This window comes from Mycobacterium sp. E3298, assembly GCF_001666895.1.
Lineage (GTDB): Bacteria > Actinomycetota > Actinomycetes > Mycobacteriales > Mycobacteriaceae > Mycobacterium.
Genome location: NZ_LZJB01000373.1, coordinates 12160 through 25703, shown reverse-complemented (window position 1 = coordinate 25703; position 13544 = coordinate 12160). Strand labels below are relative to the sequence as shown.

Annotated in this window: 14 protein-coding genes; 9 read left to right on the top strand and 5 right to left on the bottom strand. The window is 69.6% G+C overall.

Going from position 1 to position 13544, the window contains the following annotated elements; genetic code table 11:
- The first annotated feature begins 81 nt into the window (after positions 1 to 81).
- The 4 genes from A9X05_RS17200 to A9X05_RS17185 all read left to right on the top strand — a co-directional run bounded on the left by A9X05_RS17200 (position 82) and on the right by A9X05_RS17185 (position 2980).
- A complete protein-coding gene (locus A9X05_RS17200) occupies positions 82 to 516 on the top strand; it encodes an SRPBCC family protein (RefSeq protein ID WP_067758522.1) in 435 nt (144 codons plus the stop codon).
- Positions 513 to 1781 (top strand): ArsA family ATPase, encoded by a 1269-nt coding sequence (locus tag A9X05_RS17195; RefSeq protein ID WP_197499102.1) that lies wholly within the window; start codon positions 513 to 515, stop codon positions 1779 to 1781. Before A9X05_RS17200 ends, A9X05_RS17195 begins: the two co-directional genes overlap by 4 nt.
- A complete protein-coding gene (locus A9X05_RS17190) occupies positions 1778 to 2158 on the top strand; it encodes a hypothetical protein (protein WP_067758528.1) in 381 nt (126 codons plus the stop codon). The genes A9X05_RS17195 and A9X05_RS17190 overlap by 4 nt, the downstream gene beginning before the upstream one ends.
- Before the next feature lie 84 nt (positions 2159 to 2242).
- Complete coding sequence (locus tag A9X05_RS17185; protein WP_067758531.1) at positions 2243 to 2980, top strand: 1-acyl-sn-glycerol-3-phosphate acyltransferase; 738 nt, start codon at positions 2243 to 2245, stop codon at positions 2978 to 2980.
- Between the two features lie 10 nt (positions 2981 to 2990).
- Here the strand turns inward: A9X05_RS17185 and A9X05_RS17180 are convergent, their stop codons facing one another.
- The gene (locus tag A9X05_RS17180) at positions 2991 to 4274 is read right to left on the bottom strand and encodes a glycosyltransferase 87 family protein (RefSeq protein ID WP_067758535.1); all 1284 of its coding nucleotides are present in this window, start codon (positions 4272 to 4274) and stop codon (positions 2991 to 2993) included.
- Positions 4275 to 4382: 108 nt separating this feature from the next.
- Here A9X05_RS17180 and A9X05_RS17175 point away from each other — a divergent pair, with 108 nt between their 5' ends.
- From A9X05_RS17175 to A9X05_RS17165, 3 genes are read left to right on the top strand one after another with little or no spacing between them, the layout of a single operon-like run.
- Positions 4383 to 5249 (top strand): hypothetical protein, encoded by an 867-nt coding sequence (locus A9X05_RS17175; RefSeq protein WP_156670200.1) that lies wholly within the window; start codon positions 4383 to 4385, stop codon positions 5247 to 5249.
- A gap of 20 nt (positions 5250 to 5269) precedes the next feature.
- Positions 5270 to 5791, top strand: a complete 522-nt coding sequence (locus tag A9X05_RS17170) for a polyadenylate-specific 3'-exoribonuclease AS (RefSeq protein ID WP_067782938.1) — start codon at positions 5270 to 5272, stop codon at positions 5789 to 5791.
- A 60-nt stretch (positions 5792 to 5851) separates the two neighbouring features.
- Positions 5852 to 7240, top strand: coding sequence for a class II 3-deoxy-7-phosphoheptulonate synthase (locus A9X05_RS17165; RefSeq protein ID WP_067758544.1), 1389 nt, complete (start codon positions 5852 to 5854; stop codon positions 7238 to 7240).
- On the opposite strand, the gene A9X05_RS17160 is transcribed toward A9X05_RS17165, so the two are convergent.
- Positions 7237 to 8526, bottom strand: a complete 1290-nt coding sequence (locus A9X05_RS17160) for a protein kinase (protein ID WP_067782933.1) — start codon at positions 8524 to 8526, stop codon at positions 7237 to 7239. The two genes, A9X05_RS17165 and A9X05_RS17160, sit on opposite strands and share 4 nt — an antisense overlap.
- A gap of 79 nt (positions 8527 to 8605) precedes the next feature.
- Here A9X05_RS17160 and A9X05_RS17155 point away from each other — a divergent pair, with 79 nt between their 5' ends.
- Positions 8606 to 9010, top strand: a complete 405-nt coding sequence (locus A9X05_RS17155) for an Rv2175c family DNA-binding protein (protein WP_067758550.1) — start codon at positions 8606 to 8608, stop codon at positions 9008 to 9010.
- Positions 9011 to 9043: 33 nt separating this feature from the next.
- Here the strand turns inward: A9X05_RS17155 and A9X05_RS17150 are convergent, their stop codons facing one another.
- Together A9X05_RS17150 and idsA2 are read right to left on the bottom strand one after the other, a co-directional pair.
- Entirely contained in the window at positions 9044 to 10591 is a 1548-nt protein-coding gene (locus A9X05_RS17150; protein WP_067758553.1) for an alpha-(1->6)-mannopyranosyltransferase A, read from the bottom strand.
- Positions 10592 to 10595: 4 nt separating this feature from the next.
- A complete protein-coding gene (gene idsA2 / locus A9X05_RS17145; RefSeq protein WP_067782930.1) occupies positions 10596 to 11645 on the bottom strand; it encodes a bifunctional (2E,6E)-farnesyl/geranyl diphosphate synthase in 1050 nt (349 codons plus the stop codon).
- A gap of 264 nt (positions 11646 to 11909) precedes the next feature.
- Between idsA2 and A9X05_RS17140 the strand changes: the two genes are divergently transcribed.
- The gene (locus A9X05_RS17140) at positions 11910 to 12806 is read left to right on the top strand and encodes a mycobacterial-type methylenetetrahydrofolate reductase (RefSeq protein ID WP_067782927.1); all 897 of its coding nucleotides are present in this window, start codon (positions 11910 to 11912) and stop codon (positions 12804 to 12806) included.
- Here A9X05_RS17140 and A9X05_RS17135 read toward each other — a convergent pair.
- Positions 12803 to 13450 carry a DUF3153 domain-containing protein gene (locus A9X05_RS17135; RefSeq protein WP_067758674.1) on the bottom strand — a complete coding sequence of 216 codons (648 nt, stop codon included), beginning with the start codon at positions 13448 to 13450 and terminating at the stop codon, positions 12803 to 12805. The genes A9X05_RS17140 and A9X05_RS17135 overlap by 4 nt on opposite strands.
- Between the last annotated feature and the right edge of the window lie 94 nt (positions 13451 to 13544).

The window sequence follows — 13544 nt, the reverse complement described above, 5'->3', positions numbered from 1 at the left end:
CCGTAGGCCCGGGGGGTCAGACCCGCACGGTAGTTCCCCGCCGGCGGCGTCGACCGCTTGCGGGAGAGAGGGCAGCACCAGGTGGCGGAAAAAACGTCGCAGACCATCTACATCGAGGCCGACCCGGGCACCGTGATGGACGTCATCGCGGACATCGATTCCTACCCGCAATGGATCTCGGAGTACCGCGAGGCCGAGGTCCAGGAGACGGACGCCGACGGCAACCCGAAAGTCGCGCGGGTGGTGCTGGACGCCGCCGTGCTCAAGGACACCTTGGTCATGGCCTACCAGTGGCCCAAGGACCGGCAATCGGTCAGTTGGACACTGGTCTCCAGCTCGCTGTTGCGCTCGCTGGAAGGCACATATCGGTTGGCGCCCAAGGGATCTGGCACCGAGGTGACCTATGAGCTCTCGGTCGACCTCGCCGTCCCGATGATCGGCCTGCTCAAGCGCAAGGCCGAACGCCGGCTGACCGACACCGCGTTGAAGGATCTGAAGAAACGAGTCGAGGGCTGAGTGAGTCCAGCCAATCGCCGGCGCCCACCCCGGCCCGGATCAGCCTCTTCGTTGGTAAGGGCGGGGTAGGAAAATCCACGCTGGCCTGCGCCACGGCCGTCAGCGCCGCGAGCGCGGGCCAGCGCGTGCTGGTGGTCTCCACCGATCAGGCGCACTCGCTGGGCGACGTGCTCGGTGTTCCCGTCCCGCCCAGCCAGGACGAACTGGTTCGGGTCCTCGCCGATGACGCCCAGGCCGGCGGTGGTTTTCTGGACGCGCTGGCGTTGGACACGTTGGTCCTGCTCGAGGTGCGGTGGCGCGACGTGGTCGACACGCTGGATCGGCGATTTCCCGACTCGGAGCTGAGTACCATTGCCCCAGAAGAGCTTTCGGCGCTGCCCGGGGTCCAGGAGGTGCTCGGCCTGCACGCCGTCGGTGAGCTGGCCTGCTCCGGCGCCTGGGACCGCATCGTCGTCGACTGCGCCTCGACCGCCGACGCGCTGCGGATGTTGACCTTGCCCGCCACCTTCGGGCTGTACGTCGAGCGGGCGTGGCCGCGCCATCGCCGGCTCTCCGTCGGCGCCGACGACGCGCGGTCCGCGGCGGCGGTGGAACTGCTGGAGCGCATCAGCGCAAGCGTCGAGGGGCTCGGTGCCCTTTTGACCGACGGCGAATTAGTCAGCGCGCATTTGGTGTTGACGCCCGAGCGGGTGGTTGCGGCCGAGGCGGCAAGGACGCTCGGGTCGCTGGCCCTGATGGGGGTGCGCGTCGAGGAACTCATCGTCAACCAGGTCCTGGCCGAGGACGAGTCCTACGAATACCGCAACCTGCCGGAGCACCCCGCGTTTTACTGGTACGCCGAACGCATTTCCGAACAACGTGGTGTTCTCGACGAGCTCGACGCCACCATCGGTGAGGTGGCCCTGGTCATGACTCCGCATCTGTCCGGCGAGCCGATCGGCCCCAAGGCGCTGGGCGCTTTGCTCGACAACGCCCGCCGCCGTGGCGGAACGCCCCCGCCGGGACCGCTGCGTCCGACGGTGGACCTGGAATCCGGCACGGGACTTGGTTCGATCTACCGGATGCGGCTAGCGTTGCCGCAACTCGATCCGTCGGGGCTGACGTTGGGGCGCGTCGATGACGACCTGATCATCAGCGCGGGCGGGTTGCGGCGCAGGGTTCGCCTGGCATCCGTGCTGCGACGGTGCACGGTGCTGGACGCCCACCTGCGCGGTAGCGAGCTGACAGTCCGATTTCGACCAGACCCGGAGGTGTGGCCTAAGTGAGTGGGGGTCATTCCGAAATCGGTCCGGAGCTGCGCAGGCTCGCCCAGGCGATCCTGGACGGTATCGATCCGGCGATGCGGACGGCGGCCGCGCTGACGGCGGGCCGGGGAGTCGGGACCGGCAAGTGTCAGCAGGTGTGGTGCCCGGTCTGCGCGCTGGCCGCGCTGGCGACCGGTGATCAGCACCCGCTGATCACCGTCATCGCCGACCACAGCATCGCCCTGCTCGAGGTCGTGCGCGCCATGCTCGACGACATCAACGGCGCGGCCAAACCGCCGCCCGACGGGCCGACCGACGACGGTGGCGCCGGGCCGGCGAGTCCCGAGGCCACGACCAGGACCCGGTATCAGCCCATCCCCGTCACCGTCGAGGAGTGACCCGGCCGCGCCGGAGGTGGTCCGCCGCCCACGCGATGGGTACAGTTGGCGCAGAACACCGGCGGGCGGGCGAGAGGGAGGGCCATGTGGTACTGGCTATTCAAGTACATACTCCTCGGCCCGTTGCTGGCCCTGCTCGGTAGGCCGAAAGTTGAAGGCCTGGAACATATTCCGAGTTCCGGCCCGGCGATCCTGGCCAGTAATCACCTAGCGGTGATGGACAGTTTCTACCTGCCGTTGGTGGTGCGCCGCCGGATCACCTTCCTGGCGAAAGCCGAATACTTCACCGGAACCGGCTTGAAGGGCTGGTTCCAGCGCTGGTTTTTCACCGCGGTGGGCCAGGTGCCGATCGACCGGACCGACGCCGACAGCGCGCAGGCCGCGCTGAACACCGCCGAGCGGCTGCTGTCGGCGGGCAAGTTGTTGGGCATGTACCCCGAGGGCACCCGTTCGCCGGACGGCCGGCTGTACAAGGGCAAGACCGGTCTGGCGCGGCTGGCGCTGCACACCGGGGTGCCGGTGATCCCGGTGGCGATGATCGGCACCAACGTCGTGAACCCGCCCGGCTCGAACATGCTGCGCTTCGGGCGGGTCACCGTCCGCTTCGGCAAGCCGATGGACTTCTCCCGTTTCGAAGGGCTGGCCGGCAACCGCTTCATCGAGCGCGCCGTCATCGACGAGGTGATCTACGAGCTGATGGGGCTTTCCGGCCAGGAGTACGTCGACATCTACGCCGCCAGCGTCAAGGAAAACCGCAACGGGGCGTCCGGTCAGGGATCGACCGGCGAGGCCGCGCGGATTCCCGAAACCGCCGTCGGCTGAACCGTCGCGATCAGCCGACCGCTGTCACCGGCGTCAATCGCTGCGGGGCGGAATCCCGCGCGGGCGTGCGCGCGGTGACCGTCAGCCCGGCCGCGACGAGGACCGCCAGCGCCCACCAGACGTAGGACATCCCCGCGAGCTGCCGCCACCAGACGGCCGCCGCCTCGTGATGCTTGGGTAGCAGGTCGATCGTCGACCAACGCATCAGCGCCACCCCCGCCGCGCCGACCACGCCCAGCGCCACGTTGCGGCGCCGCCAGGCCAGCACGGCCAGCACCACGACCGTCGGCAGCCCCCACACCCAGTGGTGTGACCAGGAGACCGGCGAGACCACCAACCCGAACAGCGCGACGCACACGACCGCCAGCACGGGCTCGTCGGCCCGCAGCACCCTGCGCATCGCCCACACCGTCAGCGCCAGGACCAGCAGCGAGGCGGCCACCCAGAGCAGGAAGCGCTGCTGCTCGCCCAGCCCGATGCGGGCCAGCGCCCCGGCGATGTTCTGATCGGTGTTCAACGCGGCCTCGCCGATCCGGTCGGTGTGGGCCAGCGTGTGCGTCCAGTACTCCCACGAATCGCTCCACGCCAGAACGAAACCGAGCGCCGTCGCCCCCACGAAGGACATCAGCGCGGTCACCGCGGCGCGGTTGTCCCGGCGCAGCAGGAAGTACAGCAGGAACACGGCCGGCGTGAGTTTGAGCGCGATGCCCAGGCCCAGCAACAGGCCGCGCGGCCACGGTGTGCGGCGCGGCACGCAGTCGGCGATCACCAGGGTCATCAGCACGACGTTGATCTGGCCGAAGGCGAAGTTCGACGTGACCGGTTCCAGCCACATCGTCGCCGCCGCGGTGATGACGACCGCGAGCCACCAGCGGCGCAGCCACGCCGGGCCGGGCAGCGCCGTCGACGCGGCCCAGACGTCGAGGCGGGTCAGCACGATCAGCGTCGACACGACCAGCAACACCAGCGTCAGCGCCGTGATCGCGACGCTGGCGGCCGGCATGTGCAGCCAGGCGAACGGGCAGAACACGATCGCGGCGAGCGGGGGATAGGTGAACGGCAGGTTGAGCCCGATCGGTGTGTGGAACAACACATCGCCGTGGTACAGCGAATGCCCCTGCATCCAGGCCTGCGCGCCCATCTGATACACGTCGATGTCGATGCGGTAGGGCGTGTGTCCGAACAGCTGCCAGGCCACATAGCCCAGCCCCGCCGCCGCCAGCAGCCAGAGCCCGCACCACAACAGGACGCGCCCGGGGTGGCTGCCCGCGCCGGGCGTCCGCGATCTACTCATGTCGCACAACAGCGTAATGGGTGCCTGGGCGTGCGAGGTGGCCCAGCGCGGCTCCCGCGGGGCGGACGCCCACAGGCGTACGTTTCAAGAGTGCTCCACTGGTTCGTTCTGCGGGTGACGCACTGGTTCGCGAACGACATCCTCGGCGGCGGCCGGTTGCCCCTGCTGTGCTGCCTGGTGGCGTTCATCCTGACCTTCTTCGTCACGCGGACGTTCGTGCGGCTCATCCGGCACCGCGCCGACGCGGGCCGGCCGGCCCGATGGTGGCACCCGCGCAACGTCCATGTCGGCGGCATCCACATCCACCACGTGACGTTCGGCGTGGTGTTGGTGTTGCTGTCCGGGCTGACGTTGGTCACCCTGTCCATCGACGGTCACGAGCCCGAATTCACCCTGTCCGCAATATTTTTCGGGATAGGCGCGGCCCTGGTGCTCGACGAGTACGCGCTGATCCTGCACCTGTCGGACGTCTACTGGTCGGAGGACGGTCGGACGTCGGTGGACGCCGTCTTCGCCGCGGTCGGGGTGGCCGGCCTGTTGATCATGGGGCTGCACCCGCTGATGTTCTTCCTGCCGATCTGGGAGGGCACCGATTCGTGGCCGCTGCGTGCCGCGGTGGCCGGCGGCCTGGTGTTGACGCTGCCGCTGGCCGTGGTGGTGGTGCTCAAGGGCAAGGTGTGGACCGGGCTGCTCGGCATGTTCATCGTCGTCCTGCTGGTGATCGGCGCGATCCGGTTGTCGCGCCCGCACGCGCCCTGGGCCCGCTGGCGATACACCGCACAGCCGGAGAAGATGCGCCGCGCGCTGCAGCGGGAACGGACGCTGCGTCGCCCCGTGGTGCGGGCCAAGCTGTACCTGCAGTGCGCGATCGCCGGCACCCCCGGGATGCCCGACGAGCGGGTCGTCGACGCCCAGCTGGACCACGAGGTGCACCCCGCGCCGCCGCCGACCGGGCCCATCCTGATCAGCAGATAGGCTACTCATAGGCTTTCAAGGTGCGGTACTTCTACGACACCGAGTTCATCGAGGACGGCCGCACCATCGAGTTGATCTCGATCGGGGTGGTGGCCGAGGACGGGCGCGAGTATTACGCCGTGTCCACGGAATTCGATCCCGAGCGCGCCGGTGGCTGGGTGCGCGCCAACGTGCTGCCCAAGCTGCCGTCCCCGGCGTCGAAGCTGTGGCGCTCACGCAGGCAGATCCGCGCGGACCTCGAGGACTTCTTAGGCGTCGACGGGGCCGACCCGATCGAGCTGTGGGCGTGGATCGGCGCCTACGACCACGTCGCCCTGTGCCAGCTGTGGGGCACGATGCCCGAGTTGCCGCGCGCGCTGCCCCGCTTCACCCGGGACCTGCGGCAATTGTGGGAGGACCGGGGGTGCCCGCCGATGCCGCCGCGGTCGCGCGACGCCCACGACGCGCTAGTCGACGCCCGCGACCAGCTGCGGCGATACCGGCTCATCACCGCGGCGGACGCGGACGGTCCTGGCGGCGACGCGACCGGGGAGCCGGCCTGAGCCCGTCCGAACGGCGTTCGCCCTGATCAGTCACCCTCGCCGCCCGGTTACCATGGACCGATGAACTGGACCGTCGACATCCCGATCGACCAGCTACCGGCGCTGCCGCCGCTGCCGCACGACCTGCGGGCCCGGCTGGACGCCGCACTGGCCAAGCCGGCCGCCCAGCAACCCAGTTGGCCGGCCGACCAGGCGACGGCGATGCGGACCGTCCTCGAGAGCGTGCCGCCGGTGACGGTGCCCTCGGAGATCCTCCGGCTGCAGGAGCAGCTGGCCCAGGTCGCCAGGGGCGAGGCGTTCCTGCTGCAGGGCGGCGACTGTGCGGAGACCTTCACCGACAACACCGAGCCCCACATCCGGGGCAACATCCGCGCGTTGCTGCAGATGGCCGTGGTGCTGACGTACGGCGCGAGCATGCCGGTGGTCAAGGTGGCCCGCATCGCCGGCCAGTACGCCAAGCCGCGGTCGGCGGACATCGACGCCCTGGGGTTGCGGTCCTACCGCGGCGACATGATCAACGGCTTCGCCCCGGATGCGGCCGCCCGCGAGCACGACCCGTCGCGGCTGGTGCGCGCCTACGCCAACGCCAGCGCGGCGATGAACCTGGTGCGGGCGCTGACGTCCTCGGGGCTGGCGTCGCTGCACCTGGTGCACGACTGGAACCGCGAGTTCGTCCGGACGTCGCCGGCGGGCGCCCGGTACGAGGCGCTGGCCAACGAGATCGACCGCGGCCTGAAGTTCATGAGCGCCTGCGGGGTGGCCGACCGTAACCTGCAGACCGCCGAAATCTACGCCAGCCATGAGGCTTTGGTGCTCGACTACGAGCGGGCCATGCTGCGGCTGTCGGAGAGCGAGGACGGCGAACCGCAGCTGTTCGACCTGTCGGCGCACACCGTCTGGATCGGCGAGCGCACGCGCCAGCTCGACGGCGCGCACATCGCGTTCGCGGAAGTGATCGCCAACCCGATCGGCGTGAAGATCGGCCCGACGATGACCCCGGAGCTGGCCGTCGAATACGTGGAACGGCTTGACCCGAACAACAAGCCGGGCCGGTTGACGTTGGTGAGCCGGATGGGCAACAACAAGGTGCGCGACCTGCTGCCCCCGATCGTCGAGAAGGTTCAGGCCACCGGCCATCAGGTGATCTGGCAGTGCGACCCCATGCACGGCAACACCCACGAGTCGTCCAACGGCTACAAGACGCGGCACTTCGACCGCGTCGTCGACGAGGTGCAGGGCTTCTTCGAGGTGCACCGCGCGCTGGGCACTCACCCCGGTGGCATCCACGTCGAGATCACCGGCGAGGACGTCACGGAATGCCTCGGTGGGGCGCAAGACATTTCGGACCTGGATCTGGCGGGGCGGTACGAGACGGCCTGCGACCCGCGGCTCAACACCCAGCAGTCGCTGGAGCTGGCGTTCCTGGTCGCCGAGATGTTGCGCGACTAGAACAGCCCGTTCAGGTTGCTCCCGATCGTCCACGCCGCGGTGGCGACCATCCCGGTGAGCGCCAGCACCAGGGCCACCCAGATCAGCACCAAGCGCCGCCCGCGCTGGCGGGCGTAGGCGAACTCGCCGATCGGAATGCCCGCGAATTCGCCTGTGACAGGCTGGTATTCGTAGGCTTCCTCGGGCTCGTCGTCCGACACTGGTGCGCGCTGCGGCTCGGACCAGTCCTCGGGGCCGCGGGTCAACTGGCGGGTGGGGTGGCGGACCGGAGCCGCCGCCGGCGGTGGCGCGGCAACCGGGCGTTGGCTCATGCGGCTGTGGTGCAGCGCCGCCGACCGGTGCTGCGCGGAGTTGCGCGGCGCGGGGACGGAGAAGTCCGGCAGCGCAAGCTCTTCGGCGATCGCCTCGAGGGCGGCGCCCATCTCGATCGCGTCGGCGTAGCGGTTGGCCGGGTCGCGCGCCGTCGCGCGCAGGACGAACTCGTCGAACTGCGGGGGCACGCCGTCGATCGCCGCGCTGGGCGGCGGCACATCGGTGTCCAGCCGTTGGTAGGCGATCGACAGCGGCGAGTCGCCGGTGAACGGGGTGCGCCCGGTGAGCAGCTCGTAGGTGAGGATCCCGGCGGCGTACACGTCGCTGCGCGGGCTGGCGTCGCCGTCGCGCACCTGCTCGGGCGACAGGTACGCCGCGGTTCCCAAAATGACGCTCGTGGAAGTGATTCCGGCGGCCGCGACGGCGCGGACCAAGCCGAAGTCCGCGATCTTGACCTCACCCTGGTCGGAGATCAGCACGTTCTCGGGCTTGACGTCGCGGTGGACCAGCCCGGACCGGTGCGCCGCGGCGAGCCCGCTCAGCACCGGGCGCAACACCGCGGCCACGGCGTACGGCGGCATCGGACCGCGCTCGGCCAGCAGCTCGCGCAGCGTGCCACCCTCGATCAGCTCCATCACCAAGAACGGGTGCCGGGAGTCCAGGCCCTGGTCGTAGACCGCGACGAGGCCGGGATCCTTCAGCCGAGCGACCGAGCGGGCTTCGCGCTGGAAGCGGGTCAGGAACTGGTCGTCGCCCGCGTAGCGCGAATCCATCACCTTCACCGCCACCGGGCGGTCGAGCCGGGTGTCGAGGCCGCGGTACACCGTCGACGTGCCTCCGCTGGCGATCTTGGACTGCACCAGGTAGCGGCCGTCCAGCAACGCGTTGTCCAGCGGGTCTGCGGCGCCGGCGTCGGCCGGGCGACGGTGCGGGCCGGGACGGCCGGACGACCCGGGCGATTCAGCTTCGGCCACGGGGCCATCGTAGGTGCGGCGGTGTGATTGGACGCCGGAACTTGGGTTCAATCCGCGTGGCAAGGCCTACACTTGCGCCGTGAGCAGTGTTCCTGCCGGCGACGATGTTCTGGACCCCGACGAGCCCACCTACGACCTGCCGCGGGTCGCCGAATTGCTCCGGATCTCGGTCAGCAAGGTGCAGCAGCAGCTTCGGGAAGGCCACCTGGTCGCGGTGAAGCGGGACGGCGGCGTGGTGGTGCCGCAGGTGTTCTTCACCAAGTCCGGTGAGGTGGTCAAGAGCCTGCCGGGGCTGCTGACGATCCTGCACGACGGCGGCTACCACGACACCGAGATCGTGCGGTGGTTGTTCACCCCCGACCCGTCGCTGACGATCACCCGCGACGGCAGCCGGGATGCCGTCAGCAATGCCCGCCCCGTCGACGCCCTGCACGCGCACCAGGCGCGCGAGGTCGTGCGGCGGGCGCAGGCCATGGCCTACTGAGCGGGCCTACTGAGCCGGCCTATTGAGCCGGCACTACGCCTTTTCCAGCGCGTCGTCCGCCGCGCCCGCCCGCCGGTCCGGCGCGCGGTCCAGGCTGTACCAGGCGATCAGTGCGCAGACGGTGGCCAGCGAGAAATGCAGCCACGAGTACATCCCGTGCGAGCCATCGGGTTTGAAGATCACCATCACCCACGTCGACAGCCCGGCGATGACCGCGATCGCCCGTCGCGATTGCGCCAGCGGGGCGACCACCGCCAATGGCCAGGAGTAGTACCACGGCAGGGCCGCGGGCACGAACAGCACCACGACGAGCATCGAGACCGCTATGCCGGTCAGCGCGGCGCGGTCGTCGCGCCGGAAGCGCCACCACAGCAACGGCAGCGACACCGCGATGACCGCGATTCCGACGAGGCGGGTGATGCGCAGCATCGGGTAGAAGTGCACCACGAAGAACCCGTTGAACACGGCGTGGATGATGTTGGCGGCGGCGGTCGGCACCGTGAGCCAGTTGATGATCTTCACCGAACCGGCCAGCGCGGTCAGCCACCCCAGGCCCACCCCGGCCACGGCCGACAGGATGCCGAACACGACGCCGAAGATCAACAGCGACATCGCCGTGGCCGCCGCGAACGCCGTGGCCGGCCGGTATCCGCGGCGGTCGCGCAGGTGGCGGGTCCAGACCCATACCATGAACGGCAGCGCGATTCCGGCGGTGGCCTTGACCGCGATGGCCACCGTGATCAGCGTCGTGCCCAGCACGTGCCGCCCGGCGAAACTCAGCGCGATGCCGGCGGCCATCAAGCCCACCATCAGCATCTCGTTGTGCACCCCGCCCATCAGATGGATGAGCACCAGCGGGTTGAGGACGCAGATCCACAGCGCCGTCGATCCGTCGGTGCCCAGGTGCCGGGCCAGCCGCGGGGTGGCCCAGATCAGCAGCGCCAGCCCCGGCAGCATGCACAGCCGCAGCAGCGCCGTTCCGGCCACCACGTTGTTGCCGACGGCCATGGTGACCAGCTTCGCCACCAGGATGAATGCCGGGCCGTAGGGGGCGGTGGTGATCGTCCAGATGGGACTTACGTTGTCCAGCAAGCTGTTCGGGTTGGCGACCGGCCCCACCGCGTAGGGGTCGAGGCCGTCGCGCAGCAGCGCGCCCTGCGCCAGGTACGAATAGGTGTCCCGGCTGAAGACGGGCACCGAGAGCAGCAACGGCACCAGCCAGAAGCCGGTGGTGGCCTTCATCATGAACTCGGTCACCTCGCCGGCCAGCACGCGCCGGCCCAGGCGCAGCCAGGCGATCAGCATCAGGCCCACGCCCGCCCACAACACCACGGACGACAACACCAGCCCGTGGCCAAAACGCAGCCAGGACATGTGGATCGACTCCAGCAGCGGGTCGTGTTGGCGGGTGCTGCCCGCGCCGAGGCCGCCAACCAGGATCAGCACCGAACCGAGCATGCCCAGCTTCGCCGGTCCGGACTCCGCCGCGCCGGCGAACGCGCGCAGCTGTGAAAACCACCCGGCGCCAGCCGGTTTCGCTTCCGGCGAGTCGGACGGTGGGGTGTGCGTCGGCGTCGTCATCGGCTCAGGCGGACCGGTCGGTGGCCATTCTGGCCAGCTCGGAGAGCCCCGCTTTGGCCGCCGCGTTGATCGGCGCGGCCGCGAGCGCCGCCAGGGCCCGCTGGGTCAGCTCGGCGATGCGGCCCTCCGCCGCGGCCAGGGCGCCCACCGACTCGATTACCCCGCGCAACCGGTCCACCTCGGCATCGGTCAACTGCGCCCCGATCGAGTCGCGTAACAACTTGGCCGCCAACGGATCCGACCCGTCGGCCAGCTCCAGCGCCTCGGCCAGCAGCACGGTGCGCTTGCCCGAGCGCAGGTCGTCACCCGACGGCTTGCCGGTCACCGCCGGGTCACCGAACACACCCAGCACGTCGTCACGGAGCTGGAAGGCCACGCCGATGTCCGTCCCGAACCGGCCGAAGACGTCCTGCACGTCGGGCCGGTCGGCGGCGGCGGCCGCCCCGAGCTGCAGCGGTCGCGACACCGTGTAACAGGCGGTCTTATAGGTGTCGACGTTCATCGCCGAGGCGATCGACTCGGCGGCGCTGGCTTCGGCGACGATGTCCAGGAATTGACCGCCCAGTACCTCGGTGCGGATTTCGGCCCACACGCGCTGTACCCGCCGCACGGCGTCGGGCGGCAGTTCCGCGTGGAACACGATGTCGTCGGCCCACGACAGCGCGAGGTCGCCGAGCAGGATCGCGGCCGACATGCCGAACTGCTCCGGCGAACCCCGCCAGCGCCTGCCGCGGTGCAGGTCGGCGAACTGGACATGGGCGGTCGGGCGGCCGCGGCGGGTGGAGGAGTCGTCGATGACGTCGTCGTGCACCAGCGCGCAGGCGTGCAGCAGCTCCAGCGCGGAAAACAGCAGCAGCACTTCGGAATCGGGTTCCCCGCTGGCCACGGCGCGCCAGCCCCAGTAGGCGAAGGCGGGTCGCAGCCGTTTGCCGCCGTTGAGCACGAAGCTCTCCAGGGCGGCGACCAGCACCTCGTAGTCGCTACCGATGTAGGCGGTGTCCGCGCGCCGGTCGTGCAGATACCGCCGGAGCCGATCGGTGATCGCGCCGGTCAACTCGACGGTTGCCGCTGCTGCTGGGGCTTTCGAGCTCAGCGCCGCGCCCCCTTCTGCTCGACGTGCTTGGTGTGGCAGGCCCGACCAGTGTATTCGGCGCGGCACCGGGGACCTTTGCAACCTGGCGTGGCGCTGATCGCTTCGACCGCCGCACTGTTCCCCCGCAAGCGGGCGGCACCCCCACGCCTATGCTGGCGGGGTGTCGGAGCCGCCCGCTGTGCGGCCGGGAGACGCCCCAAGCATCGTCGGATGGAGAGAAGCCGCGTGACACTCAACACCATTGCGCTCGAGCTGGTGCCGCCGAACGCCGACGAAGGCCGCGAGCGGGCGCTCGAGGACGCGCGAAAGGTGGTGCAGTACTCGGCGGAAACCGGTCTGGCAGGCCGGCTGCGGCACGTGATGATCCCCGGCATCATCGCTGAGGACGACGACCGTCCCATCGTGATGAAGCCCAAACTCGACGTGCTGGACTTCTGGTCCATGGTCAAGCCCGAGCTGCCGGGATTCCATGGCCTGTGCACCCAGGTCACCGCCTTCTCCGACGAGCCGACCTTGCGGCGGCGGCTGACCGATCTGCGCGCGGCCGGGATGGAAGGCGTGGTCTTCGTCGGCGTCCCGCGCACGATGAACGACGGCGAAGGCTCCGGCGTCGCGCCCACGGACGCCCTGTCGATCTACCGTGAGCTCGTGCCCAACCGCGGCGTCATCCTGATACCCACCCGCGAGGGGGAGCACGGCCGGTTCAACTTCAAGTGCGATCAGGGCGCCACCTACGGCATGACCCAGCTGTTGTACTCCGACGCGATCGTCGGCTTCCTGCGCGAATTCGCCGAAACCACCGATCACCGGCCGGAGATCCTGCTGTCCTTCGGCTTCGTCCCCAAGATGGAGGGCCGGGTCGGCCTGATCAACTGGCTGATTCAGGACCCGGGTAACGCGGCGGTGGCCGACGAGCAGGAGTTCGTCAAGCGGTTGGCCGCCAGCGAACCGCCCCAGAAGCGTCAGCTCATGACCGACCTCTACAAGCGCGTGATCGACGGGGTGGCCGAGCTGGGGTTCCCGCTGAGCATCCACCTCGAGGCCACCTACGGGGTGTCGGCGCCCGCCTTCCAGACGTTCGCGGAGATGCTGGCGTACTGGTCGCCCGCCCAGTACAGCTAGCTCGGCGGCTGGTCCCGCGGTGCGGTGAACCGCGGGGAACGATCGCGGTTCATCCAGGCCAGCAGCGCGACGACGCCGGCCGCGGCGAACGACGCGATGCCCAGCCACACGCCCGCCCCGGTGAATGACCGCGTGTTCGGGTCGGTGTAGCGGGCCTGAGCCGTCATCGTGCTCACGACGCCCGGCTTGAGCTTCCAGGACACCACCGTGGACTCGACCCGGTCGCCGTTGGTGGACGTCACCACGCCGGGGAAGGCGACGGTCAGCTCGACGTCGGCTTCGGAATCGGTCAGCGAGGTCAGGTCAGCGCGGCCCTCGAGGATGACCAGGTTGCCGCTGCGCCGCAGGGACAGGTTCACCCCCTGCGCATCGGAGTTCATGTTGGCCAGCTGCGGCAACTCGGCGAACGTCAGGTCCGAGAACACCGCCTGCGATCCCACGTAGCCGTCGCTGTCGTAGTTCGACACCGCCACCTTCTGGCTGAACGGCAGGTTGTTGCTGTCGAGCTGGGGGCCGGTGTCCTTGGGCGTCTTGGGTTTAGCGGCGGCGACGATCTCCCCGGACACCAGGTCGTCGGGGGAGACGGTGAGCGACGCCCTGACCCGCAGGCAGCCGGTGGCCAGCGGCACCAGCATGAGCAGCATCGCGATGGCCACCAGGCGGCGGCGCCGAGCGGTGAATCCGCGGGATCTTGGCGGGGAGAGGCTGGCGCGCACCAGGTCATCGTGCCAGATTCGG